We start from the raw sequence: 21,514 nt of genomic DNA on the forward strand, positions 1-21,514 counted from the left end.
CGTTACGGCGCCTCGTTGGAGAACACGATCGTGCCGGAGGCGGCGAACATGCCGCCGACGCCGTGGGCGATGCTGATCTTGGCGTTCGCGACCTGGGCCGGGGCGACGCCGCGCATCTGCCGCACGCTCTCCTGCAGGGCGTACATGCCGTACATGCCGGAGTGCATGTAGGAGAGGCCGCCGCCGTTGGTGTTCAAGGGCAGCTTGCCGCCGCCTTTTCCATCTTTAGGGGGCGCCGTGTTCCGTTCACGGACGAAGGTGGCCGCCTCGCCCGGCTGGCAGAAGCCCAGGTCTTCCAGGCCGTAGAGCGGCAGGTGGGCGAAGGCGTCGTAGATCATCAAGTGGTCGACGTCGGCGTGGCCGATGCCGGCCTCGGCGAAGGCCTTCTTGCCCGACACGCGGAAGGCGCGCGACGAGGTGAAGTCCTCCATCTGGCTGACCATCGGGGTCTCGACGCTCTCGCCGGTTCCCAGAATGTAGACCGGCTTCTGCGGGAAGTCCTTGGCCCGCTCGGCGCTGGTCAGGATCAGCGCCCCGCCGCCGTCGGTGACCAGGCAGCACATCAGCTTGGTGAAGGGCCAGGCGATCATGTCGGACTTGAGCACGTCCTCGATGGTGATCGGCTCCTTGTAGCTGGCGCGCGGGTTGAGCGCCGCCCATTCGCGCTGGACCACCGCCACCTGCGCCAGGTCCTCGACCGTGTAGCCGCGCGCCTTCAGGTAGCGCAGCACCGGAATCGTGAACATGGTCGGCGGACCCATCGGGCCATAGGGCATCTCGAACTGGCCGGCGAGGCTGGAGGCCGCGCGGGCGAAGCCCCCGGCGCCGACGCGGGAGCGGCCGCTCTCGCCGTGGGTGATCAGGACGGTGGTGCAGAGCCCCTCGTTGATCGCCGCCGCCGCGTGGCGCACGTGCAGCATGAAGGAGCAGCCGCCGACGCTGGTGCCGTCCGCGTAGGTGGGCGTGATCCCCATATAGTGGGCGAGCTCGACCGGCGAGATGCCGGCGCAGGCGACCCCGTCAATGTCCGAGGGCTTCAGGCCGCAGTCGGCCATGGCGTTCAGCGCCGCGTCGGCGTGCAGGCCGATCACCGAGACGTCGGGGATGCGGCCCATCTGGGTGGTCTCGGCGGCGCCGACGACCGCGATGGATTTGCGTTTCATGCGCTTACGCTCCCCCAGCTTGCGAGGATTGGGGTTGGAAGAACGGAAGCGAGATGTCGTCGCTCTGTTTCGAGAAGGTGACCTTCAGCGGCATGTCGAGCTGCAGCGCCTCGGGCGTCTGCGGGCAGTCCACGATGTTGGTCATCATGGTCGGCCCTTCGGCCAGCTTCACCACCGCGATGGCGTAGGGCTCGGTCCCCATGTCGGGGCGCGGGCGCATGTTGATGACGTAGGACCAGAGCACGCCCTGGCCGCTGGCCTTGTAGGTCTCGACCTTGCGGCTGCCGCACTTGGGGCAGAAAGGCCGGGGCGGGAAATAGCTTCCGCCGTCGCAGTCGGTGCAGCGCTGCAGGCGCAGCTCGCCCGCCTTGCAGCCCTCCCAGAAATGCCGGGTCTCCGGCGTGGGCTCAGGCAACATCCGTGGTGGCATGTGGAAATCCGTCCGGTTGGAAATGGCTGTTGGTCGAAGGCCGCGTCAAATCACGGCGTCAGCACCAAAGCCGACCGGAACGGGCTTGTCACGCCAAGGCTTCGGCCTCGGCCGGAACCCCGAAGATTTCGCGAAAGGCCTCCAGGCCTCGGGGACTGAAGCTGACGATGCGGGTCCCGGGTTCGCGGGTCGCCCAGCCTAGGTTGAAGAACCGGGTCAGCAAGGCCGCGCCCAGGGCGCCGGCCAGGTGCGAGCGGCGCACGCTCCAGTCCAGGCAGCCCTTGCAGAGCGGCCGGCGCAGGCTGGTGAGCGCCGGCAGGTCGAGGCCTAGCGCGGTCACGAAAGCCTCCCCCTTTTCGGTGAGCACCAGGGTTTCGCCCGTACCCACGATCATGCCGCGATGGGTCAGACTGTCCAGCATGGCCACGCCCAGGTCGCCGGCCAGGTGGTCGTAGCAGACCCGCGCGCGGCGCAGCGCCGGCTCCTTCGGCCCCGTGCGGACGCGGGTATGGCCGGTGCGCGCGGCCAGGCCCGAGAGCGCCTCGAGCACGCCGGCCACGTCGGGTCCGGAGAGGCCATAGTAGACGTGGCGGCCCTGTTTGCGGCCCTCCACCAGGCCGGCGGCCGAGAGCTTGGCCAGGTGCGAGCTGGCGGTTTGGGCGGTGACGCCGGCCTCGCGGGCGAGCTCGCCCGCGGTCAGCGCCTGGCCCGCCGACATGGCGGTCAGCATGTTGGCGCGCGCCGGGTCGCCCAGCAGGGACGCGACGACGGCGATGTCGGGGCCGACCTTCATATTTCGATCCTAAGCCCAGGCGGGCTCCGGCGCCCAGGGCCCAAGCTTCGATCGCGGTCGAAACCTTCGCGCGCCGGTCCGGGCTAGGAGAGGGGCCTTCAAGCCCGGAGGCCTCCATGAGCACCAACGTCGTCTGCTGCATCCGCTATGTCATCGACCCCTACAAGGCGGCCGATTTCGAGGAATACGCCAGGAAGTGGCTGACCATCATCCCGCTGATGGGCGGCGATCTCCTGGGCTATTTCATGCCGCACGAGGGGACCAACAACGTCGCGCTGGCCATGATCGGCTTCGAGTGCCTGGCGTCCTATGAGACCTACCGGGGCCGGCTGCGGCAGGACGCCGACTCGTTGGCCAACTTCAAGTTCGCCCAGGAGAAGAAGTTCATCATGGAGGAGACGCGGACCTTCCTGCGCGGGGTGCGCAAGGCGTGATCGCGGTGATCTTCGAGGTCGAGCCGCGCGACGGGCGCCGGCAGGCCTATCTGGACATCGCCGCGGAGCTGAAATCCCGGCTGGAGTCCATCGACGGCTTCATCTCCGTCGAACGGTTCGAGAGCCTCGCGCAACCCGGCAAGATGCTGTCGCTGTCCTTCTGGCGCGACGAGGCGGCGGTGGCGCAATGGCGCGGGCTGGAGGCGCACCGGCGCGCCCAGGCCATCGGCCGGGGCGAGGTCTTCGCCGGCTATCGGCTGCGGGTGGCGAGCGTGCTGCGCGACTACGGCATGACCGAACGGGACCAGGCGCCGGCGGATTCGCGCGCCGCCAACGGCTAGTGTCCCGATTCCGAAGTTCGCAAGCGCTTGTGGCGAGCTCTGGCGAACTTCGGAATCGATGAGGACACTAGCAAGTCTATATTTCTAGTGTGCTTTTGGGCTTTGAAGTTCGCAGCAGAGCACGACCCAGAATGATGCGAACTTCCAAGCCAGCACACTAGTCGGCGTGGACCTCGCGGGCCGGGGCCGGGACGCCCGGCGCGGCGGCGGGCTGCTTCGGCGGCGGCTTGAGGACCAGCAAGGCGGGCGCCATCAAGAGCGCCAAGGCGCCCATGGCGCCGAAGACGGCGTCATAGCTGATCATCGTCCCCTGCCGCGTCACCTCGCCGTTGAGGAATCCCAGGCCCGGGCCGGAGAGGCTGAAGGCCTGCGGCAGGCTCCAGCGGAGCACCGGGTCGGTGACGGTCACATGCTCGGCCAGCCGCGAATGGGCGAGCGCCGCATCGCGGATCAGGATGGCCTGCACCACCGAAATCCCCGCGCTGGAGCCGATACTTCGGGCCATGGTGGAGACGATGGTGCCCTCGGTGCGGTGGATCGGCGAAAGCGTCGCGTAGGCCAAGGTGTTGAGCGGGGCGAACAAGAGGCCGGTGCCAATACCCTGGATGAAGCCCGCCACCTCGATGGGCCGCGCCGTCATCGAAAGGTCGAACTGGCCCATCTGCCACATGGCGTAGGCCGATAGTCCGATGCCGACCAGGAGCACCCTGCGCGGCCCGAACCGCGCGACCAGCATGGGCACGGCCAGGAAGGCGATCAGCGAGCCGAGGCCGCGGGTCATCGAGGCGACGCCGGCCTGCAGCGCCGAATAGCCCAGCAGGTTCTGCATCATCGACGGCAAGAGCGCGCTCGACGAGAACAGCAGCACCATGGTGGTCATCGAGAACAGGGTGGTGGCGAGGAAGTTCGAGTCCTTCGCCAGGTCGCGATGGAAGAACGGATGCTCGGCGGTGAGCGTCTGGACCAGGAAGACGAAGAAGCCCCCTGCGCCGATCGCGCACTCGATCCAAATCTCCTTGGAGTCGAACCAGTCCTCGGTCGGCCCGCGGTCGAGCATCAGCTGGAACCCGCCGATGAACAGCACCAGCGCCCCAAAGCCCAGGAAATCGAACGGCCGCTCGCGCCCGCCGTCGTCGCGGTCCATGAAGGTCCAGATGCCCAGGAAGGCGACGATGCCGATCGGCACATTGATGTAGAACACCCAGCGCCAGGAGAAGTCCTCGGTCAGCCAGCCGCCCAGCGTGGGTCCTACAATCGGACCCAGGATCACCGCGGCGCTCCAGATGCTCATCACCCGCGGAATCATCTTCTGCGGATAGATGTCGAGCATGGTGGCCTGGGAGAGCGGCATCAGCGAGGCGCCGGCGACCCCCTGCAACAGGCGGAAGATGACGATCTCCGGAAGCGAGGTGGCGACGCCGCAAAGGATCGAGGCCCCGGTAAAGCCGGCGATCGACCACAGGAACATGGTCTTGCGGCCGATCTTCTGGCTGAGCCAGCCGGACAGCGGCGTCATGATCGCGGTGGCGATGATGTAGCTGGTGAGCACCCAGACGATCTGGTCGGCGCTCGCCGAGACGCTGCCCTGGATGTGGGGCAGGGCGACGTTCGCGACGGTCGAGTCGATGGTGTACATCAGCGTCGACAGCATCAGCGCGCCGGTGATCGGGACGCGGTTGGCGATGTCCTTTGTCGAGGCCATTTTCTGTTCAGACCTGGGTCAGATCGACGAGATCGAGAGCTTGCGCCGCTCGGTGGAGGCGACGAGTTCGGCCCAGATGGCGGCTTCGCGGTCGGGGTCGCCGGCCTCTTCGGCGGCGATCTGCGCGGCGATCAGCCGGGCGCGCAGGCGCGCGTTCTCGGCCCGCAGCGCGGAGAGCTTCAGGTCGTCCTCGCCAGCGGCGTCGTCCAGCAAAGCGGCCAGCGCGCGGTTCTCCCGCACCAGGCTGTCCGCCGCGCCGTCCCAGACCTCGGCGGCGACGCCCAGCAGCATGGCCGCCAGCGTCAACTGGCTCTGCCGCTCGCCCGCCGGAACCTCCGGCGCGCCATTGCGCATCACCAACGCGGCCAGTTCCGCAAGAACGATCGGCGCCTCAGGCGTCATAGCTTCCCCATCACCTTGAGGATCGACCGATCCTGGGCGTTCAGCAACCACCAGGCGGCGTAGGCCAGGATCGGGTCGCGGTTGCCGCCGTCGATGAAGGCGCGCGCCGAGCCGACCCAGATGCCCTGGCCCTTCACGCAGTTGAACAGGATCCACCAGTGCAGGGCGGCTGGATCGACGGAAAGGCCGCTGGCGCGCCGCCAGATGGCTACGGCCTCATCCTTCGGGACCAGCCCGCCGGCCAGGCCGCGGCCGAACTCCCAGACCGGGTTGAAACCCCAGGCCAGGTCCTCCAGCGGGTCGCCCAGGTGGGCCATCTCCCAGTCCAGCACGCCATGGATCTCGCCGGCCTCGTCGTAGAGGAAGTTGCCGGTGCGGTAGTCGCCATGCACGACGGAAAGCTTCTGGGCCGGCGGCGGCGGGTGGGCGCGCAGCCAGCGGATGGCGGCGCGCGCGATCGGTTGCGGCTCGGCTTCGTCGGTGTCGAAGACCGCCTCCCAGTGGTCGAGCTCGCGGCGCCAGCAGGCGTCGAGCGCCGGCGCCTCCATGACCGAGGTCAGGTTCAACGCCTGCGGGTCGGCCTTGGCGATCTCGCCCAGGATCGTCCACTTGCGCTCAGCCACCCGCGGCAGCACCGCGTCATAGCCGCCAGCGAACAGGAGCTGCGGCGCGGCCTGGAAGCCCGCCAGTTCCTCGGCGATGAAGAAGGGGTGGTCGAGAGCGTCGTCCTGTTCCTCCAGCCACAGCATTTCCGGCACCGGCGCCGCGGAGCCGTGGAAGGCGCGGTAGGCCGCGAACTCGATCCGCCGCTCGGTGTCGATCAGGCTGGCCGGCGGATCGCGCCGCAGGATCAGTTTTCGCTCGTGGGTCTGTCCGCCCTGGCGATAGCTCAGCCGGAACCGGTAGGTCTCCCGTGACGCCCCGCCCGAGATGCGCTCCAGGCCGCTGACGGCGACATCGGAGGCGTCCGGCAGCTGCTTGGCGATGTACGCGGCCACGCGCGGTTCGAGGGGGTGCTGCGTCACAGGCCCAGGCCCCCATCTTTGTCATCCCGGCCGCAGCGGATCGTCCCTGCGGGCTGTCCGGGATGACAGAGGAGGAAGTTCAACACTCAATCCATCTTGAAGCGGATGGGCAGGCGTTTGGGGCCGTTGACGAAAACGCTCTCGCTCATCGCCGGCTCGCCGTCGAGGGCGAGGTCCGAGAGCCTGGGCAGCAGTTCTTCCCAGAGGATGCGCATCTCCATCTTGGCCAGGTGCTGGCCCAGGCACAGGTGCGCGCCGTAGCCGAAGGCCAGGTGCTTGTTGGGCTTGCGGTCGGCGCGGAACTCCTGCGGCGCTTCGAACACCGCTTCGTCGCGGTTGCCTGATGCGTAGCAAAGCATCAGCCAGTCGCCCTTCTTCATGTGGCGCCCGGCGAACTCGGTGTCGGCGGTGACCGTGCGCATGAAGGTCTTCACCGGCGTGGTCCAGCGGATCGACTCGTCGACCAGCCCCGGGATCAGCGACGGGTCGGCCTTGACCTTGGCGAGCTGGGCCGGGTTCTCGGCCAAGGCCCACATGGCGCCGGCGGTGGAGGACGAGGTGGTGTCGTGCCCGGCGGTGGCGACGATGATGTAGTAGCTCATCGCCTCCAGGTCGCTGATCGGCGCCCCGTCGATGAGCGAATTGGCGATCAGGCTCGCGAGGTCCTCGGTCGGGTGCGCCCGCTTGCTCTCGGAGAGCGCGCGGAAGTAGTTCGAGAAGTCGATGATCACCCCGAAATCGATCTGGCGCTCCTCGGCGGGCTTCTCCAGCTCGTCGGGATCGCGGGCCAGCTCCGGGTCGGAGGCGCCGAACAGCTCCTGGGTGAGCTTCAGCATGCGGCCCTCGTCCGCCTCGGGCACGCCCATGATGCTCATGATCACATGCAGCGGGTAGTGCAGGGCGACCTCCTTGACGAAGTCGCAGCGACCGCCACTGGCGGCCATCTTTTCCACGGAGGCCTTGGCGAGCACCCGGATCTGATCCTCCAGCCGCTTGAGGTTCTGCGGCATGAACCAGGCCTGGGTCAGCAGGCGGTATTTCAGGTGATCGGGCGCATCCATGTGGATCAGCGTGCGCAACAGGTGCGGGCTGCCGCCCATCATCTCGCGGACCTTGCGGTCGCCCTCCTGGCCGATCAGGGTCGGGGAGCGGTCGCCGTTGTGGAACAGGTCGTTCTGGCGGCTGATCTCCAGGATGTCCTCGTGGCGGGTGACCACCCAGAAGGGGTCGACGCCCTCCACCTGCGCGACGCCCAAGGGCTCGTTCTTGCGCAGCCAGGCGTAGGCCTTGTGGATCCGGCCGTCGGCGTAGGCGCCCGGGGCGACCAGCTGTTCGGCCACGTCCTTGGGGATGCGATGGTCGACCTCGGTCATGACGCTCATCGGACGCTCCTCCGCACTTCACTTGTGTTCTTGCCGTCGCACGCACTTGATACGGCCCAAGAGCGCGTCGCAAGCGTGACGACACGTCAAGGGCGAGGGAGCCGCAGATGCTGACCAAGGGCGACGACTTCCCGATCCACCAGACGCCGGAGCCGATCGCCTATGCGGGCTCCGACCGGAATTTCTACGACCGCTATTTCTTCAACGGATATTCGCCCGACGGCAGCGAGTTCGTCGCCGTGGCCTTCGGGGTCTATCCGGCGCTGAACGTCGCCGACGCCCACGTCGCCATCATCCGCGACGGTAAGGAATACTGCCTGCACGCGTCGAAGATCCTGCGCATGGAGCGGATGGACCTGTCGGTGGGGCCGATCCGCATCGAGGTGATCGAGCCGCTGCAGAAATTGCGGGTGGTCGTCGAGAAGGCCGAGGGCCTGGCCTGCGACCTGACCTTCGAAGGCCGCGCCTTTCCGATCGAGGAGCCGCGGTTCATGCGCCGCAATGGCCCCCGGGTGTTCATGGACTACACGCGCCTCACCCAGAACGTGCGGGTCTCCGGCTGGACCGAGGTGGACGGCGAGCGCCGCGCGCTGGGTTCCGGCTGGACCGGCACCCGCGACCGCTCGTGGGGCATCCGGCCGGTCGGCGCGCCGGACTCCCAGTCCACTCCCAGCGACGCCATCCCCAGCTTCTTCTGGCAGTGGGCGCCGCTGAACTTCGCCGACAAAAGCGTCTTCTTCCACGTCAACGCCGACCATGAGGGGCGCCCCTGGAACACCCGCGCGGTGATCCTGCCGGACGGCGCCGGCGCCGAAGGCGGCTGGCATGCCGACGCGCCCCGGATGGAGGAGGTGACGCTCAAGGCCGGCACGCGGCACGCGCTGGGCGGGACGCTGAAGGTCCCGTTGGCGCAGGGCGAGGCCAGCATCGCCATCAAGCCGAAAGGCGTCTTCCTGATGCGCGGCATCGGCTACGGCGGCGAGTGGCGCCACGGCGCGCTGAAGGGCGAACTGGCGGTGGCGCGCGAGGACATCGACATCGCCGCCGCCGACATGGCCTCGCCCGAGAACTGGCACATCCAGGCGATCTCGACCGCGATCTACGAAGCCCCCGGCGAGGCGCCGCAGGAGGGCGTCGGCGTCTTCGAGCAGCTGATCTTCGGACCCTACCGGCCCTATGGCCTGTAGCCGCCTAGTGGTGGCTGAAGACGTGCACGAGGCGCGCCGCGGCCGGCAGCATCAGTGAGCCCAGCAGGCAGGGGAAGATGAAGACGATCAGCGGGACGGTCAGCTTGGCCGACAGCGCCAGCGCCTTCTCCTCGGCCCGCAGCATCCGCTTGGAGCGCATGTCCTGCGAGAACACCGTGAGCGTTTCCCCAAGGCTGGTGCCCATCTCCTCGGCCTGCCGCAGCATGGTGGCCAGCTGGCGGGCGTCGTCGATGCCCAGGCGGTCGGCGAAGGCGGACCAGGCGTCCTTGCGCGACTTGCCGGCCCGCAGCTCCAGCACCAGGAAGCGCAGGTGCACGGTCAGGTTCGGATAGCGCCGTGCCAGCTCCTCGGTCACCCGGGTCACCGCGGCGTCGAGGCTAAGGCCGGCTTCGACAGAGGCCACGAGCAGGTCCAGCAGGTCGGGGAAGCCGTCGGCATATTCGCGCTCGCGCTTGGAGCGGCGCATGTTCAAGACCCGGTCCGGCCCCAGGATGGCGATCAGCGCCAGGACGCCGGCGATAGCGACCCCGCCGAAGCCGCCCTTGCCGCCGACCACCAGCGGCAGGACCAGGATGACGCCGAGCGTCGCCGCCGCCAGGCTGGCGGCGCGGACGCCCAGATAGATCACCGGGGCCTCGCGATTGTAGAAGCCGGCCTGCATCAGCCGCGAGCGCAGCACCGAAAGCTTGGCCGGATCGCGCACCGCGCTCTGCTGGCCGAGCTTGCGGATCTGGCCCATGAACTGGCCGCCGATCCCGGAGTTGGGGTCGCGCGGACGGCTCGCCCCGCCCATGCGCGCGCCGCTATCGGGCGCCAGGCGGCCCCGGCGGATGGCCCGCAGGCGCAGCTCGCCGGCCGCCACAAAGGCCGCGCCGCCGCCGCCGGCCAGCATGAACAGCGCGCCGGCGACGGTGATGATGTTCTGGATCTGCGCGGGGTTCATGGCGACTACAGCCGAAGATCGATCATGCGGCGCATGACCAGGTTGCCGAGGAACATCCAGATGCCGAGGCCCAAGAGGCCCCACTTCACCAGCGGCTCATGGATGACATCGCCGTAGAAGTGCGGCGAGGAGATCACGATGAAGCCGGTGGAGACGAAGGGCGCCGAGGTCAGGATCATCGCCGAGGCGCGGCCCTCGGATGAGGCGGCCTGGATCTTGAGCCGCATCTTGTGCCGCTCGCGCACCGTGGCGGCGTTGAGCTTCAAAAGGCCGGTCAGGTTGCCGCCGGAGCGCTCCTGCAGGCGCACGGTGGCGGCGAACAGGTCGACGTCGGGATGCTGGCAACGCTCGGCCATGCGCTCGACGGCCTGCTCCATGGTCGCGCCATAGGCGATCTCGTCGGCGGCCATGCCGAACTCCGAGCCGATCGGATCGACCATCTCGCGCCCCACGAGGCTGATCGCGGTTGGCACCGGGTGGCCGGCCTCGAGGCTGCGGACGATGATCTCCAGCGCCTGCGGCAGCTGGAAGCCGAGCGCCTTGGCGCGCTTCTTCACCAGGTGCTTCAGATAGAAGATCGGTCCGCCGACCCCGAACAGCAGCAGCCCGACGGGGAACAGCAGCGGGTTCTTGGAGAGCACGGCGGCGGCCATGCCGCCGACCAGGCCCGCCAGGATCGCATAGACGGTCCACTTCTTCGGCTCGTACTTCAGGCCCGAGGCGACGATCAGGTTGGAGAGCCAGCGCAGGCGCCGGCCGCGCTCGCCCTTGGCGTCGAGGCCGCGCTGCTTGCGCAGCTCCATGACCAGGGCGGAGACCCCGTCGACCCGCTCGGCCACCTTCAGCCGCTTGTTCACCTTGCGCTTCTGGGTGGCCACCGAGACCAGGCCGATGATCGACTGGCCGGCGGTGAACACCGCGGCGAAGACCAGGATCAGGAAGATGACGTTCGGACTGACGGTCATGACACCCCCAGCGCCTTGCTCGGGTCGAAGTTGGCGACGTCGTAGGCGATGCCACGGCGGTTCATCTCGTCGATGCAGCGCGGCCGCAGGCCGGTGGCGCGGAACTCGCCGTGCACCGTGCCGTCCGGATCGGTGTGGGTGCGGTTGAAGGTGAAGATGTCCTGCATCTGCACCACCTGGCCCTCCATGCCGGTGATCTCGGTGACGTGGGTCACCTTCCGCTTGCCGTCCGACAGGCGCATCACCTGGATGATCAGGCCGATGGCGGACGCGATCTGCTGGCGCATGGCGTCGGGGCTGATGGCGAGGCCCCCCATGGCGATCATCTGTTCGAGGCGGCCGATCGCCTCGCGCGGGTTGTTGGCGTGGATCGTGGCCATCGAGCCTTCGTGGCCGGTGTTCATGGCCTGCAGCATGTCGAAGGCTTCGTCGGCCCGGACTTCGCCCAGGATCACGCGGTCGGGACGCATCCGCAGCGCGTTCTTGACCAGCTCACGCTGCCGGATCTCGCCCTTGCCCTCGATGTTCGGCGGCCGGGTCTCCAGGCGCACCACGTGCGGCTGCTGCAGCTGCAGCTCGGCGGCGTCCTCGATGGTGATCAGGCGCTCGCCGTGGCTGATGGCCGCGGAAAGCGCGTTCAGCAGCGTCGTCTTGCCCGAGCCCGTGCCGCCGGAAATCACCGTCGAGACGCGGGACTTGACCGCCCCGTGGATGAAGTCGGCCACCGCCATCGGCATGGCGTTGAACTCGACCAGGCGCTCCAGGGTGAGCGGCTTCTTGGAGAACTTCCGGATCGAGACCGCGGCGCCGTCGATGGCGATCGGCGCGATGGCGGCGTTGACGCGGGAGCCGTCGGCGAGGCGCGCGTCGACCATGGGCTGGCTCTCGTCGATGCGGCGGCCGACGCCGGCGACGATGCGGTTGACGATGCGCAGCAGATGGTCGTTGTCGCGGAACCGGACCGGCGTCAGCTCCAGCTCGCCGCGACGCTCGACGTAGACCTGGAACGGGCCGTTGATCAGGATGTCGTTGATGCTCTCGTCCTTGAGCAGCGGCTCAAGGGGGCCCAGGCCGACCATCTCGTCGAAGATCGAGGCGCCGAGCTCCTGCAGATCGGCGGTGTTCAGCGCCATCCGCTCGGACCGCGCGAAGTCGGCCACCAGGCTCATGACCTCGCGGCGCATGTCCTTCTCGTCGAGCTTGTCGAGCTTGGCGAGGTCGAGCTCCTCGATCAGCCGCGAGTGCAGGCGAAGCCGGGTGTCCAGCTGCGAAGGCGGCCCGCCCTTGGGCGTCGGCACATGCTTGGGCGGCATCGGCGGCGGAGGCGGCGAGGCGAGCGTCTGAGCCGGGGCGGCGGCGGGGGCGGCCGGCGCCGGCGCCGCGGCGGGCTCGGCCGCGGGCTTCGCGCCGGGGAGTCCGAAGCGTCCCATCAGGCGGCCTTCGTGGCGACGGCGTGAGCGGCCAGGCGGTCGACCAGTTGCTGGACGTCCTTGACGATCTTCGACTTGGGCCGGTGGGTGGCGATCGGGCCGCCCAGGTTGACCGAGGCCGCGGCGGCTTCCCAGTCGGAGCTGACGCCGCCCTCGGCCTTGCGCTGCAGGGCCCGCTCGGCTTCCGCCATCGAGGGCGCCGGGCCGAACATGCGGCTGGCCAGACGGTTCAGCACGATCTTCGGCTTCTGGCCGGAGCCCAGGTCGCGTTCGATCTCGTCGGAGAGCGAGCGGGCGGCGAGCAGGGCCGGCACGGTCAGCTCGGAAATCACCAGCATCTCGTCGCAGCCGCCCAGCACCTCCAGGCTCCAGGACCGGCGGTGGCGCGGCATGTCGAGGATCACCCAGTCGTAGCTCTCGCAGGCGATTTCCAGCATCCGCAGGATCGCCTCGCGCGGCGCGGCCTCGAAGGCCTGCGGGTCGCGCGGCGCGGCCAGCAGGTCGAGCTGCTTGGTCACCGGGGTGACGAAGGCCTGCAGCATGGCCGCGTCCAGCTTGTCGGCGGCGGCGGCGAGATCGGCCACGCGCAGCGTCGGACTCGCGCCGAGGTAGGGGCCGGCCGAGCCGTCCGCCAAGTGCAGATCGATCAGGCAGACGCTCTTTTCCTTGGCCTGCCGGCCGCAGAGCTGGTTGGCGATCTCGATGGCGAGCGTCGTGGCGCCCGAGCCGCCGACTGCGCCGATCACCGCCCAGCAACGGGCGACCGCGGCCGCCTGCGGCACGGCCGTCGCCGGGGCGGCGGCGGCGACTGTCTTGGCGGCCTTGGCGGCCAGCAGGCCCTCGATCGCCGCGACCACGGCCTCGGGCGTGAAGGGCGCCTCCAGCACGTCGGAATGGTCGAGCCGGAACAGGTTGCGCACCACCGCGGTCGGCAGGTGCGAGCCCACCAGCAGCACCGGCGGCGGCGGGCTGGGCGAGATGGTCAGCGCCTGGATGCCGGCCGCCAGCGCCGGGTCCGCCCAGGCGTCGGCGTCGATCATGATCAGGTCCGCATCGGCCGCGGTCACGCCGACCAGCTTGGCCAGCGTCGCCTGCTCCATCTGGGCCCCTGCAAGCGGGCCCGCGGCGAGCCCGGCGAGCGCCGGACCAATAGCCAGGACGCGCCGACCGCTGAGGGACTGGGTACTCATGGAGGAACTTACTTTCCGGAGGCGGGAACGGCGGCGGCGGTGATTTCGCCGCGGAGCGGCAGGGTGGGCGTGGCGGCGGCGACCGGGGTCGCGGCCGGGGTCGTCGTCGGGGCAGTGACCGAGGCGGCCGGCGAACTGGCGGAGGCCACCGGCGAGGCCGGCGGGGGCGGCGCGATGGGACCGCGCATGTCGCGGCTCATCGGCGGGCCCTTGGAGACCTGGCCGCCGACCATGAAGCCAAGCGTGCTCGGTTCCTGGGTGGCGATGTCGGCGGTCTTGCCGGCCCTCTCGAAGTCGCGCGCCGTGACGATGTGCGGCGTCACGATAATGATCAGCTCGGTCTCGTTGCGCGCCCAGCGGGCCGAACGGAACAGCGCGCCCAGGATCGGGATGTCGCCCAGGCCCGGGAACTGGCGCAGGTCGTTGTTGTAGGTGTGCATGAACATGCCGCCGAGCGCCAAGGAGTCGCCGTCCCGGATCTCGACGGTAGTGTCGGCCTTGCGGGTGATCAGGCCCGGCACCTGAACGCCGTCGATCTTGATCGAGTTGGTCTGGTCGAGCTGGCTGACCTCGGGCGCCACGGCCAGGCGGATCAGGCCGTTGTCCTGCACGGTCGGCGTGAAGTCGAGCTTCACCCCGTACTGGCGGAACTCCAGCGTGATCTGGTTCAGGCCCTGCGGCACCGGATAGGGGAACTCGCCGCCGGCCAGGAAGCTGGCCTTGCCGCCGGAGACCGCCACTAGGGTCGGCTTGGCGAGCGTGCGCACGATGCCCTTTTCCTCAAGCGCCTGCAGGCTGAGGTTCACGCCGTTGACGCCGGCGTGGGTGGCGAAGCCCAGGACCCCGTTGGCCGGCGTGTTGCCGATCAGGCCGCTGCCGAAGTTCATCGTGGTGTTGCCGCTGGTGATCGCGCCGGAGAAGCCGGCGTCTTGCAGGGACGAGCGGGTCGCCTCCATGACGCGGACCTCAAGCACGACCTCCTGCGAGGCGCTGACCAGCAGGGCCGAGGTCGCGCCGTCGGGGGCGAACTTGTCGGCCATGGCCTTGGCGCGGGTCGCGACACTGGTCGAGGAGACCGTGCCGGTGAGCAGCAGGCCTTCGCCCAGCGTCTGCACCTTGACGGCCTCGCCGGGGAACGCGGTGTCGATGTCGCTCTGCAGCGCGCGGGCGTCAAAGCCGACGCGCACGTCGATCATCTGCAGGAGCCGGCCGCCCGGTCCATAGACCAAGAGGTTGGTCGAGCCGACGTCGAGGCCGCGGACATAGAAGCTGCGGTCGGTGGTGGCGACCACCTCGGCGATGTCTGGCTGCGAGACGACGATCTTGCTGGCGGGCTCGTCCAGGCGGAACGACAGCGCCTTGTCCTTCGGCACCGAGATGGTGCGGACGGGCGCGGCCTCGCTGGCGAACTGGTCTGCGAAGACCGGCGTCGCGGCGGCGGTGGCCGCCAGCAGGCTGACGGTGGCGCAGAGCGCGGTGGCCAGGTGGCGTGACATGGTCATGGGCTCCAGGGTTCTTAGGACGTGTGGGCCGTGCCGGCGCCGACGCCGGCGCCCGCGCCAGGGACGGCCGGGTTCGGCGCGGCGGCCGGAGCGGCCGGCGTCGCGGGCGGGGCGGCCGGCGCCGGCTTCGGCGCGCGCGCCTTGCCGGGATGCTGGTCGCTGCCGCCCTCGGCCACGATGGTGATCAGGGCCGGAGCGGCCGGCATGGCCTCAGCGACCTTGACGCGCCGGACCGTGGCGTGGCCCGTGCTGCGCGGCTGGCCGCCGAACAGGGCCTCGGTGCGCATCGGCGCGGTCTGGGCGATCTCGGCCGAGCCGGTCTTGCGCAGCGCCAGCGACAGCTTGCCGAGGTCGCCCGCCACCGCCAGCTTCTGGGCGTCGGCCACCGAAACCTCGAGGGTCGCGGTCGACGGCGTCGCCGGCTTGTTGGAGGCGAGGTCGGCGTTCAGGTCGACGCCCAGGACGCGGATATCCTGGATCACCACCTGGGAGATGTAGTTGTGCTTTTGGGCGTCGGCCGAGAGGTCGCGCATCAGCACGACGTCCACCCGGTCGCCCGGCAGGGCGTGGCCGCCGACACCGGTGACGTCGCTGACCTTGATGGTGTAGGCGCGCATGCCGTCATGGATTTCGGCGGCGACCGAGGCGCGGGCGCCCGGACCGGAAAGCTTGGCCGGCAACAGCGGCTCGCGGGCGGCGATGGGGGTGAGGACCACCGGCGGTCCGCCGCCGTCCTGGGACAGCACCAGCGCGGTGGTCGCGAACGCGCCGTCCGGCACGGCGTTCGACGGCACCTTCAGGACCTCGATCTTCGAAGCGTCCAGCTTGTCGCCGAACTTCAGCGCCGACTTGGCGACCACGATGGGCACGCCGGCCATGGGCTGCGGGGCCGCGGCCTTGGCCACGCCCGGGTTGGGCATCATGGTCTTGGCCACCACCAGGGCGGAAAGACCGAACAGGGCGCAGGCCCCGAGACTGACAATGGTGACGACACGCATGGCTTGGACCGTTCGGTTGAAAAACCTGTTTCGGATCGTGAGCTTACGAAGCCGACACTTGCGATATCGCCAACAAAACTAGTGAACGGGCCAGCAAGCTTGCTCAGGGGTAAACAGGCTTGAGCATGGGGTCGGGGCCGCGGCGCCTTGGGATGAGAAGAGGATGCGGCTAGGGTCCCGCCGCGCGGCCGCCAGGGCCCTCAAAAACATCCGGAGGAACGACGATGAAAATGCGCCGGCTGGGAACCTCGGGCTTGAAGGTCAGCGAGGTAGGATTGGGCTGCAATAATTTCGGCATGCGCATCGACGCCAAGCAGACGCAGGCCGTGGTCGACGCCGCGCTCGACGCCGGCGTCACCTTCTTCGACACCGCCGACATCTATGGCGGGACCAAGTCGGAGGAGTTCCTCGGCAAGGCGCTCGGCAAGCGGCGGCAGGACATCACGCTCGCCACCAAGTTCGGCATGCGGATCGGCGACGACCCGCGCCGCATGGGCGGCTCACGGCGGTGGATCATGCGCGCGGTGGAAGACAGCCTGAGCCGGCTCGGGACCGACTACATCGACCTCTATCAGTTCCATGCCCCCGACGCCGACACCCCGATTGACGAAACCCTGCGCGCGCTGGACGACCTCGTGACTCAGGGAAAGGTCCGCTACATCGGCAATTCCAACTTCACGGGCTGGCAGATCGCCGATGCGGACTGGACCGCGGCAGGGAGCACGCGGTTTGTCTCCGCCCAGAACCTCTATTCCCTGCTGGAGCGGAAGGTGGAGTTCGAGGTGCTGCCGGCCTGCGAGCATTTCGGCCTGGGCTTCCTGCCGTTCTTCCCGCTGGCCTCGGGCCTGCTCAGCGGCAAGTACAGGCGCGGCGAAAAGCCGGCGGAGGGGACCCGGCTGGCGGCCTGGGGCGCGCGGGGCGCCGCGGCGATGAGCGACAAGAACTTCGACAAGGTCGAGAAGCTGGAGACCTGGGCGGCCGAGCGCGGCCACACCATCCTGGAGCTGGCCTTCGCCTGGCTGCTCGGCCACGAGGTCGTCTCGTCCGTGATCGCCGGCGCCACCACGCCCGAGCAGGTCAAGACCAACGCCGCCACCGCCGCCTGGCATCTGACGCCGGAAGAGGTGAAAGAGGTCGGGGATTTGATCGGGTGATCACTTTCCCCGATGGCGGGTGATTTCGCGGCGAGCCTTGTGTCTATGGGTCCCGGACATGGGCTTGCGCCCATTCCGGGAGGACCTGAGTTGGGGGAAACCCGCACATGTACGATCTGTTGAAAGGCCTGCGCGTGGTGGAGGGGTCGGCCTTCGTGGCCGGGCCGACCTGCGGGCTCTATCTGGCGCAGATGGGCGCCGAGGTGATCCGCTTCGACGCCATCGGCGGGGGCCCGGACTTCCGCCGCTGGCCGCTCGCCGACAACGGGTCCAGCCTCTATTGGGAAGGGCTGAACAAGGGCAAGAAGTCGGTCGCGCTCAACCTCTCGAGTCCGCAGGGCCGGGAGATCGCGCAGCGGCTGGCCGCATCCGGCGGCGCGGGCGGCGCCCCAGAAGGCGCCCCAGAAGGCGCAATGTTCGTGACCAATTTTCCGGTGGAGGGGTTCCTCTCCCATGCGACGCTGAGCGCGCTCAACCGCGACCTGATCTGCGTGCGGGTGATGGGCTGGGCCGACGGATCGCAGGGCATGGACTACACGATCAATTCCGCGCTCGGCCTGCCGCTGATGACGGGACCCACGGACGATGCGCGCCCGGTGAACCATGTTCTGGCCGCCTGGGATCTCTTGACCGGCGCCTACTGCGCCTTCGCTCTGACGGCGGCCCTGATCGGGCGGATGCGCGGCGAGGGCGGGCGCGAGATCCGCGTGCCGCTCTCCGACGTGGGTGCGGCCACCATGGCGAACCTGGGCTTCGCGGCGGAGACGCTGACGACCGGCGAGCCCCGCCCACGCATGGGCAATGATCTATACGGCGCTTTCGGCCGCGATTTCACCACCCACGACGGCCAGCGCCTGATGCTGCTCTGCGTGACGCCGCGGCAGTGGTCGAAGGCCTTGGAGGCGCTCGGCATCGCCGACGAGGTCGCGGTGGTTGAGGCCGAACTCGGCGTTTCCTTCGCCGCCGACGAGGGCCTGCGTTTCACCCATCGCGCGCGGCTCTATCCGCTGTTCGAGGCTGCCTTCGCGGCGAAGGACGCAACCCAGCTCACAGCCGCGCTGGACGCCGGAGGTGTCACCTGGGGCGCCTACCAGACCATGGTCGAGGCCTTGGACGACCCGCGTCTCTACAAGGACAACCCGCTGTTCCAGACCGTCCGCCATCCGAGCGGCCTCGACTACATCACGCCTGGCGCCATGGGCACGGTGCTGCCGGATGTCCGGCAATCGGTGCAACCTGCGCCGAAGCTCGGGCAGCATACGGACGAAGTGCTGGCCGATGTGCTGGGCTTGAGCGGAGCCGAGATCGGGCGCCTACATGATGCAGGTGTCGTGGCGGGAGCCGAGTGACCATGAACCCGCTGAGCCTGATGCTGATGGCCGCCGCCCTGTTGACCGGCGCGCCGGCGCTGGCGGCGGACTACCACGCGCCGCGCAACGCGCTCGGCCAGCCGGACCTGCAGGGCATCTGGAACACCCACTTCTTCCTGCCGATGGAGGCGCGGCCCGACATGCCGAGCCTGACGCTGTCGGAAGCCGAGGCGACGGCCTACGCCCGCAAGCTGAACGCCGAGGCCGGCAAGCTGGCGATCTTCGCCCAGGATCCCGAGGTGGCCGAGATCCGCGCCGACCCCGGCCGCTCGGACCTGGCGATCGTCAAAGGCCAGAGGCGCACGCGCCAGGTGGTGCAGCCGGCCGACGGCATGCTGCCGCTGACGCCCGGCATGCGCGGCCAGATGCGCTTCATCGAACAGCTGCTGCGCACCCAGACCGAGCCGCCGTTCCCCAAGGACGACCCCGAAGTTCGGCCGAACTGGGAGCGCTGCGTCGTCGGCTGGGGCCAGCCGCCGATCGCCAGCACCGGCGACATCAACCCGCGCCAGATCGTCCAGACCAAGGACGCGGTGGTGATCCTGACCGAATACGGCCCGGACCTACGGATCATCCCGCTGACCGACAAGCACGGTTCGCTGTCGATGGCCGGACCGCTGGGCGACGCGATCGCCCGGTGGGAGGGCGACACCCTGGTCGTCGAGACGACCGGCCTGCCGGCGAAGGACGCGATCCGCCCCTTCCCGACGCTGTTCGTGCCGCAGAGCGCCAAGGTGATCGAGCGCTATACGCGGGTCTCCAAGACCGAGCTTCTCTACCAGTACACGGTGGTCGATCCGTCGATCTACACCGCGCCCTGGCTGGCGGAATATTCGCTGTTTGCGAGCTCCAGGCCGATCTACGAATTCGCCTGCCACGAGGGCAACTATTCGCTGCCCAACATCCTGGCCGGCGCCCGGGCGGACGAAAAGGCCCGCGCCAAGAAGTGAGGCTTTGCATGCCGCGCCGCCGGGGCCATCTCTAGGCGACGCTTAGGAGCATCCCATGGCCAGAGCCGCCGCCACGAAATCCCCGACCTCGGGCAAACCGGATGTCTGGTTCGCCGCCGGCGTGCGCACGCCCTTCGCCAAGGCCGGCGGGCCGTTGGCGGCGAACGACGCGCTCGATCTCTCGATCCCGGTGGTCAAGGCGATGCTGACGAAAGGCGGGCGGCCCGACCTGATGAACTGGGGCGCGGTCATCCCGAACCTGACCATGAGCAACCTGGCGCGCGAGGCGCTGATCGCGGCGGGCGGCGACCCGACCATCCCGGCGTCGTCGACGATCATGGCCTGCTCCACCTCGATGATGGGCGCCTTCCAGGCCGGCGGCATGCTGGACGACGCGGCGGGCCGAAGCCTGGCCCTGGTCGGCGGCGCGGAGGCCATGAGCCGCATCCAGATCGGGCTCTCGCCCGGCCTTTCCGACGACCTGCGGGCGTTCATGGAGGCGCGCGACTTGGCCGGCCGCTGGGCGGCGCTGCGCGGGACCCGGGCGCGCGACGTCCGGCTGTTTATCCCGCAGATCAAGAACCGGGCGACCGGCAAGTCCATGGGCGAGCACACCGAGGACATGGCCAAGGGCTGGGAGATCAGCCGCGTCGAGCAGGACGAACTGGCGCTGGCCAGCCACCAGAAGGCGGCCGCCGGCTGGGCCGCCGGCTTCTTCGACGACCTGGTGCTGCGGCTGGAGGAGACCGGCCGCGACACCCTGGTCCGCGCGGATTCCTCGATGGAGGCGCTGGCCGGGCTGAAGCCCGCCTTCGACCGGACCAGCGGTCAGGGCACGCTCACCGCCGGCAACTCCAGCCCGCTCACCGACGGCGCGGCCGCCATGTGGGTCGCGACCGCCGAGGGGCTGAAGCGTCTCCCGGCCGAGGTCCCGCGGGTGCGGCTGGTGGACTACATCGCCAACGCCATCGACCTCTTCAACGAGTACCTGCTGATGGCGCCGGCCTATGCGATCCCGCGCCTGCTGGCCCGCAACGGCCTGACCTACGGCGACGTGGCGCTCTGGGAACTGCACGAAGCCTTCACCGCCCAGGTCGCCAGCCACATCAAGGCGATCCAGGACCCGGCCTTCCTGAAGGACAAGGCCGGCGTGACCGCCAAGCTCGGCAAGTTCCCGATGGACCGGCTCAATCCCAACGGCGGCTCGACCGCGCTTGGCCATCCGTTCGGAGCCACCGGCGCGCGCATCCTGAGCCAGGCGGTCAAGGAGCTCGCCGCCCTGCCGAGCGGCAGCCACGCCATCGTCAGCATCTGCGCCGACGGCGGCCAGGGCACGGTCGCCCTGCTGCGCAACGCCTGATGGCTGGAGCCGACGCTCACAGCTATGAGCCGGCGATGGGGCACGGCCTGGCCTATGACCCCTTCAACGCCATCATCGGTCCCAGGCCCATCGGCTGGATTTCGTCGCTGAGCGCCGAGGGGACACGCAATCTCGCGCCCTACAGCTTCTTCAACGCCTTCAACTACCGCCCGCCGATCATCGGCTTCGCCAGCACGGGCTGGAAGGACAGCGTGGCCAACATCCAGGCCACCGGCGAGTTCGTCTGGAACCTGGCGACGCACGCGCTGAAGGACCGGATGAACGCGACCTCGGCCACGGTCGCCGCCGACATCGACGAGTTCGAACTGGGCGGCGTGACCCCGGCGCCGAGCCTCAAGGTCGCGCCGCCGCGGGTGCTGGAGAGCCCGGTCAATTTCGAGTGCCGCCTGTCGCAGTTCATCCAACTCACCACGGCGGCCGGCGAGCGGGTGGAGACCTGGCTGGTGCTGGGCGAGGTCGTCGCGGTGCACATCGACCGCGCGCTGATCGTCGACGGAATCTATCAGACCGCCCAGGCCCATCCGATCCTGCGGGCCGGTCGCATGGGCGACTATGCCGAGATCCGCCCCGACGCCATGTTCGAGATGCCCAAACCCCGGTGAGTTCACTCTCTTTTTCGGTCGTCATTCCCGGGCTTGTCCCGGGAACCCATGATCACAGAGGCCGCCAGAGGATAGCGGGCGCCGCTGCCGCGTCCCCTTCATCTCGGAGTTCATAGGTTCCCGGCACAAGGCCGGGAATGACGAGCTTG

21 protein-coding genes are annotated in these 21,514 nt (G+C 69.1%); 8 read left to right on the forward strand and 13 right to left on the reverse strand.

The features are described 5' to 3' along the window. Positions 1-2: 2 nt before the first annotated feature. The 3 genes from VKQ35_RS03080 to VKQ35_RS03090 all read right to left on the reverse strand — a co-directional run bounded on the left by VKQ35_RS03080 (position 3) and on the right by VKQ35_RS03090 (position 2,386). A complete protein-coding gene (locus VKQ35_RS03080; RefSeq protein WP_324358586.1) occupies positions 3-1,163 on the reverse strand; it encodes a thiolase C-terminal domain-containing protein in 1,161 nt (386 codons plus the stop codon). Positions 1,164-1,167: 4 nt separating this feature from the next. Further along, complete coding sequence (locus VKQ35_RS03085) at positions 1,168-1,593, reverse strand: Zn-ribbon domain-containing OB-fold protein (protein WP_324358587.1); 426 nt, start codon at positions 1,591-1,593, stop codon at positions 1,168-1,170. A gap of 88 nt (positions 1,594-1,681) precedes the next feature. Further along, the gene (locus VKQ35_RS03090) at positions 1,682-2,386 is read right to left on the reverse strand and encodes a winged helix-turn-helix domain-containing protein (RefSeq protein WP_324358588.1); all 705 of its coding nucleotides are present in this window, start codon (positions 2,384-2,386) and stop codon (positions 1,682-1,684) included. A gap of 116 nt (positions 2,387-2,502) precedes the next feature. Between VKQ35_RS03090 and VKQ35_RS03095 the strand changes: the two genes are divergently transcribed. Further along, the gene (locus VKQ35_RS03095; protein ID WP_324358589.1) at positions 2,503-2,820 is read left to right on the forward strand and encodes an NIPSNAP family protein; all 318 of its coding nucleotides are present in this window, start codon (positions 2,503-2,505) and stop codon (positions 2,818-2,820) included. After that, positions 2,817-3,161 (forward strand): antibiotic biosynthesis monooxygenase, encoded by a 345-nt coding sequence (locus VKQ35_RS03100; protein ID WP_324358590.1) that lies wholly within the window; start codon positions 2,817-2,819, stop codon positions 3,159-3,161. The genes VKQ35_RS03095 and VKQ35_RS03100 overlap by 4 nt, the downstream gene beginning before the upstream one ends. A gap of 157 nt (positions 3,162-3,318) precedes the next feature. Here VKQ35_RS03100 and VKQ35_RS03105 read toward each other — a convergent pair whose 3' ends face one another. The 4 genes from VKQ35_RS03105 to VKQ35_RS03120 all read right to left on the reverse strand — a co-directional run bounded on the left by VKQ35_RS03105 (position 3,319) and on the right by VKQ35_RS03120 (position 7,672). Beyond that, a complete protein-coding gene (locus VKQ35_RS03105; protein WP_324358591.1) occupies positions 3,319-4,863 on the reverse strand; it encodes a DHA2 family efflux MFS transporter permease subunit in 1,545 nt (514 codons plus the stop codon). A gap of 18 nt (positions 4,864-4,881) precedes the next feature. Continuing rightward, complete coding sequence (locus VKQ35_RS03110; protein WP_324358592.1) at positions 4,882-5,265, reverse strand: hypothetical protein; 384 nt, start codon at positions 5,263-5,265, stop codon at positions 4,882-4,884. Next, positions 5,262-6,263 carry a phosphotransferase family protein gene (locus tag VKQ35_RS03115; RefSeq protein WP_324358593.1) on the reverse strand — a complete coding sequence of 334 codons (1,002 nt, stop codon included), beginning with the start codon at positions 6,261-6,263 and terminating at the stop codon, positions 5,262-5,264. The genes VKQ35_RS03110 and VKQ35_RS03115 overlap by 4 nt, the downstream gene beginning before the upstream one ends. 113 nt (positions 6,264-6,376) lie before the next feature. Then, the gene (locus VKQ35_RS03120) at positions 6,377-7,672 is read right to left on the reverse strand and encodes a cytochrome P450 (RefSeq protein ID WP_324358594.1); all 1,296 of its coding nucleotides are present in this window, start codon (positions 7,670-7,672) and stop codon (positions 6,377-6,379) included. A 107-nt stretch (positions 7,673-7,779) separates the two neighbouring features. Between VKQ35_RS03120 and VKQ35_RS03125 the strand changes: the two genes are divergently transcribed. After that, positions 7,780-8,859 (forward strand): hypothetical protein, encoded by a 1,080-nt coding sequence (locus VKQ35_RS03125; protein ID WP_324358595.1) that lies wholly within the window; start codon positions 7,780-7,782, stop codon positions 8,857-8,859. A 4-nt stretch (positions 8,860-8,863) separates the two neighbouring features. Here VKQ35_RS03125 and VKQ35_RS03130 read toward each other — a convergent pair whose 3' ends face one another. The 6 genes from VKQ35_RS03130 to cpaB are packed head-to-tail and all read right to left on the reverse strand — an operon-like array spanning position 8,864 to position 15,908. After that, the gene (locus tag VKQ35_RS03130; RefSeq protein ID WP_324358596.1) at positions 8,864-9,823 is read right to left on the reverse strand and encodes a type II secretion system F family protein; all 960 of its coding nucleotides are present in this window, start codon (positions 9,821-9,823) and stop codon (positions 8,864-8,866) included. A 5-nt stretch (positions 9,824-9,828) separates the two neighbouring features. Continuing rightward, positions 9,829-10,788, reverse strand: a complete 960-nt coding sequence (locus VKQ35_RS03135) for a type II secretion system F family protein (protein ID WP_324358597.1) — start codon at positions 10,786-10,788, stop codon at positions 9,829-9,831. Beyond that, a complete protein-coding gene (locus VKQ35_RS03140) occupies positions 10,785-12,218 on the reverse strand; it encodes a CpaF family protein (protein ID WP_324358598.1) in 1,434 nt (477 codons plus the stop codon). The genes VKQ35_RS03135 and VKQ35_RS03140 overlap by 4 nt, the downstream gene beginning before the upstream one ends. Continuing rightward, entirely contained in the window at positions 12,218-13,408 is a 1,191-nt protein-coding gene (locus VKQ35_RS03145; RefSeq protein ID WP_324358599.1) for a hypothetical protein, read from the reverse strand. The genes VKQ35_RS03140 and VKQ35_RS03145 overlap by 1 nt, the downstream gene beginning before the upstream one ends. Before the next feature lie 8 nt (positions 13,409-13,416). Beyond that, a complete protein-coding gene (locus tag VKQ35_RS03150; protein WP_324358600.1) occupies positions 13,417-14,904 on the reverse strand; it encodes a type II and III secretion system protein family protein in 1,488 nt (495 codons plus the stop codon). 20 nt (positions 14,905-14,924) lie between these two features. Next, a complete protein-coding gene (gene cpaB, locus VKQ35_RS03155; RefSeq protein WP_324358601.1) occupies positions 14,925-15,908 on the reverse strand; it encodes a Flp pilus assembly protein CpaB in 984 nt (327 codons plus the stop codon). A gap of 224 nt (positions 15,909-16,132) precedes the next feature. On the opposite strand from cpaB, the gene VKQ35_RS03160 reads away from it, so the two are divergent. The 5 genes from VKQ35_RS03160 (at position 16,133) to VKQ35_RS03180 (ending at position 21,365) form a co-directional block, all read left to right on the forward strand. Then, a complete protein-coding gene (locus VKQ35_RS03160; RefSeq protein ID WP_324358602.1) occupies positions 16,133-17,062 on the forward strand; it encodes an aldo/keto reductase in 930 nt (309 codons plus the stop codon). A gap of 107 nt (positions 17,063-17,169) precedes the next feature. After that, a complete protein-coding gene (locus VKQ35_RS03165) occupies positions 17,170-18,411 on the forward strand; it encodes a CoA transferase (protein ID WP_324358603.1) in 1,242 nt (413 codons plus the stop codon). Between the two features lie 2 nt (positions 18,412-18,413). Next, a complete protein-coding gene (locus VKQ35_RS03170) occupies positions 18,414-19,382 on the forward strand; it encodes a hypothetical protein (RefSeq protein WP_324358604.1) in 969 nt (322 codons plus the stop codon). A 55-nt stretch (positions 19,383-19,437) separates the two neighbouring features. Continuing rightward, a complete protein-coding gene (locus VKQ35_RS03175; RefSeq protein ID WP_324358605.1) occupies positions 19,438-20,742 on the forward strand; it encodes an acetyl-CoA C-acyltransferase in 1,305 nt (434 codons plus the stop codon). Then, positions 20,742-21,365, forward strand: a complete 624-nt coding sequence (locus VKQ35_RS03180; RefSeq protein ID WP_324358606.1) for a flavin reductase family protein — start codon at positions 20,742-20,744, stop codon at positions 21,363-21,365. Before VKQ35_RS03175 ends, VKQ35_RS03180 begins: the two co-directional genes overlap by 1 nt. Positions 21,366-21,514: the final 149 nt, after the last annotated feature.

The sequence above is a fragment of the Phenylobacterium sp. genome (assembly GCF_035309685.1).
GTDB lineage: Bacteria > Pseudomonadota > Alphaproteobacteria > Caulobacterales > Caulobacteraceae > Phenylobacterium.

What these genes read in the sequence shown, in the direction of transcription:
- VKQ35_RS03080 (WP_324358586.1), bottom strand. Translation starts at nt 1,163, where the DNA reads ATGAAACGCAAATCCATCGCGGTCGTCGGCGCCGCCGAGACCACCCAG.
- VKQ35_RS03085 (WP_324358587.1), bottom strand. Translation starts at nt 1,593, where the DNA reads ATGCCACCACGGATGTTGCCTGAGCCCACGCCGGAGACCCGGCATTTC.
- VKQ35_RS03090 (WP_324358588.1), bottom strand. Translation starts at nt 2,386, where the DNA reads ATGAAGGTCGGCCCCGACATCGCCGTCGTCGCGTCCCTGCTGGGCGAC.
- VKQ35_RS03095 (WP_324358589.1), top strand. Translation starts at nt 2,503, where the DNA reads ATGAGCACCAACGTCGTCTGCTGCATCCGCTATGTCATCGACCCCTAC.
- VKQ35_RS03105 (WP_324358591.1), bottom strand. Translation starts at nt 4,863, where the DNA reads ATGGCCTCGACAAAGGACATCGCCAACCGCGTCCCGATCACCGGCGCG.
- VKQ35_RS03110 (WP_324358592.1), bottom strand. Translation starts at nt 5,265, where the DNA reads ATGACGCCTGAGGCGCCGATCGTTCTTGCGGAACTGGCCGCGTTGGTG.
- VKQ35_RS03120 (WP_324358594.1), bottom strand. Translation starts at nt 7,672, where the DNA reads ATGAGCGTCATGACCGAGGTCGACCATCGCATCCCCAAGGACGTGGCC.
- VKQ35_RS03125 (WP_324358595.1), top strand. Translation starts at nt 7,780, where the DNA reads ATGCTGACCAAGGGCGACGACTTCCCGATCCACCAGACGCCGGAGCCG.
- VKQ35_RS03130 (WP_324358596.1), bottom strand. Translation starts at nt 9,823, where the DNA reads ATGAACCCCGCGCAGATCCAGAACATCATCACCGTCGCCGGCGCGCTG.
- VKQ35_RS03135 (WP_324358597.1), bottom strand. Translation starts at nt 10,788, where the DNA reads ATGACCGTCAGTCCGAACGTCATCTTCCTGATCCTGGTCTTCGCCGCG.
- VKQ35_RS03140 (WP_324358598.1), bottom strand. Translation starts at nt 12,218, where the DNA reads ATGGGACGCTTCGGACTCCCCGGCGCGAAGCCCGCGGCCGAGCCCGCC.
- VKQ35_RS03145 (WP_324358599.1), bottom strand. Translation starts at nt 13,408, where the DNA reads ATGAGTACCCAGTCCCTCAGCGGTCGGCGCGTCCTGGCTATTGGTCCG.
- VKQ35_RS03150 (WP_324358600.1), bottom strand. Translation starts at nt 14,904, where the DNA reads ATGTCACGCCACCTGGCCACCGCGCTCTGCGCCACCGTCAGCCTGCTG.
- cpaB (WP_324358601.1), bottom strand. Translation starts at nt 15,908, where the DNA reads ATGCGTGTCGTCACCATTGTCAGTCTCGGGGCCTGCGCCCTGTTCGGT.
- VKQ35_RS03160 (WP_324358602.1), top strand. Translation starts at nt 16,133, where the DNA reads ATGAAAATGCGCCGGCTGGGAACCTCGGGCTTGAAGGTCAGCGAGGTA.
- VKQ35_RS03165 (WP_324358603.1), top strand. Translation starts at nt 17,170, where the DNA reads ATGTACGATCTGTTGAAAGGCCTGCGCGTGGTGGAGGGGTCGGCCTTC.
- VKQ35_RS03170 (WP_324358604.1), top strand. Translation starts at nt 18,414, where the DNA reads ATGAACCCGCTGAGCCTGATGCTGATGGCCGCCGCCCTGTTGACCGGC.
- VKQ35_RS03175 (WP_324358605.1), top strand. Translation starts at nt 19,438, where the DNA reads ATGGCCAGAGCCGCCGCCACGAAATCCCCGACCTCGGGCAAACCGGAT.
- VKQ35_RS03180 (WP_324358606.1), top strand. Translation starts at nt 20,742, where the DNA reads ATGGCTGGAGCCGACGCTCACAGCTATGAGCCGGCGATGGGGCACGGC.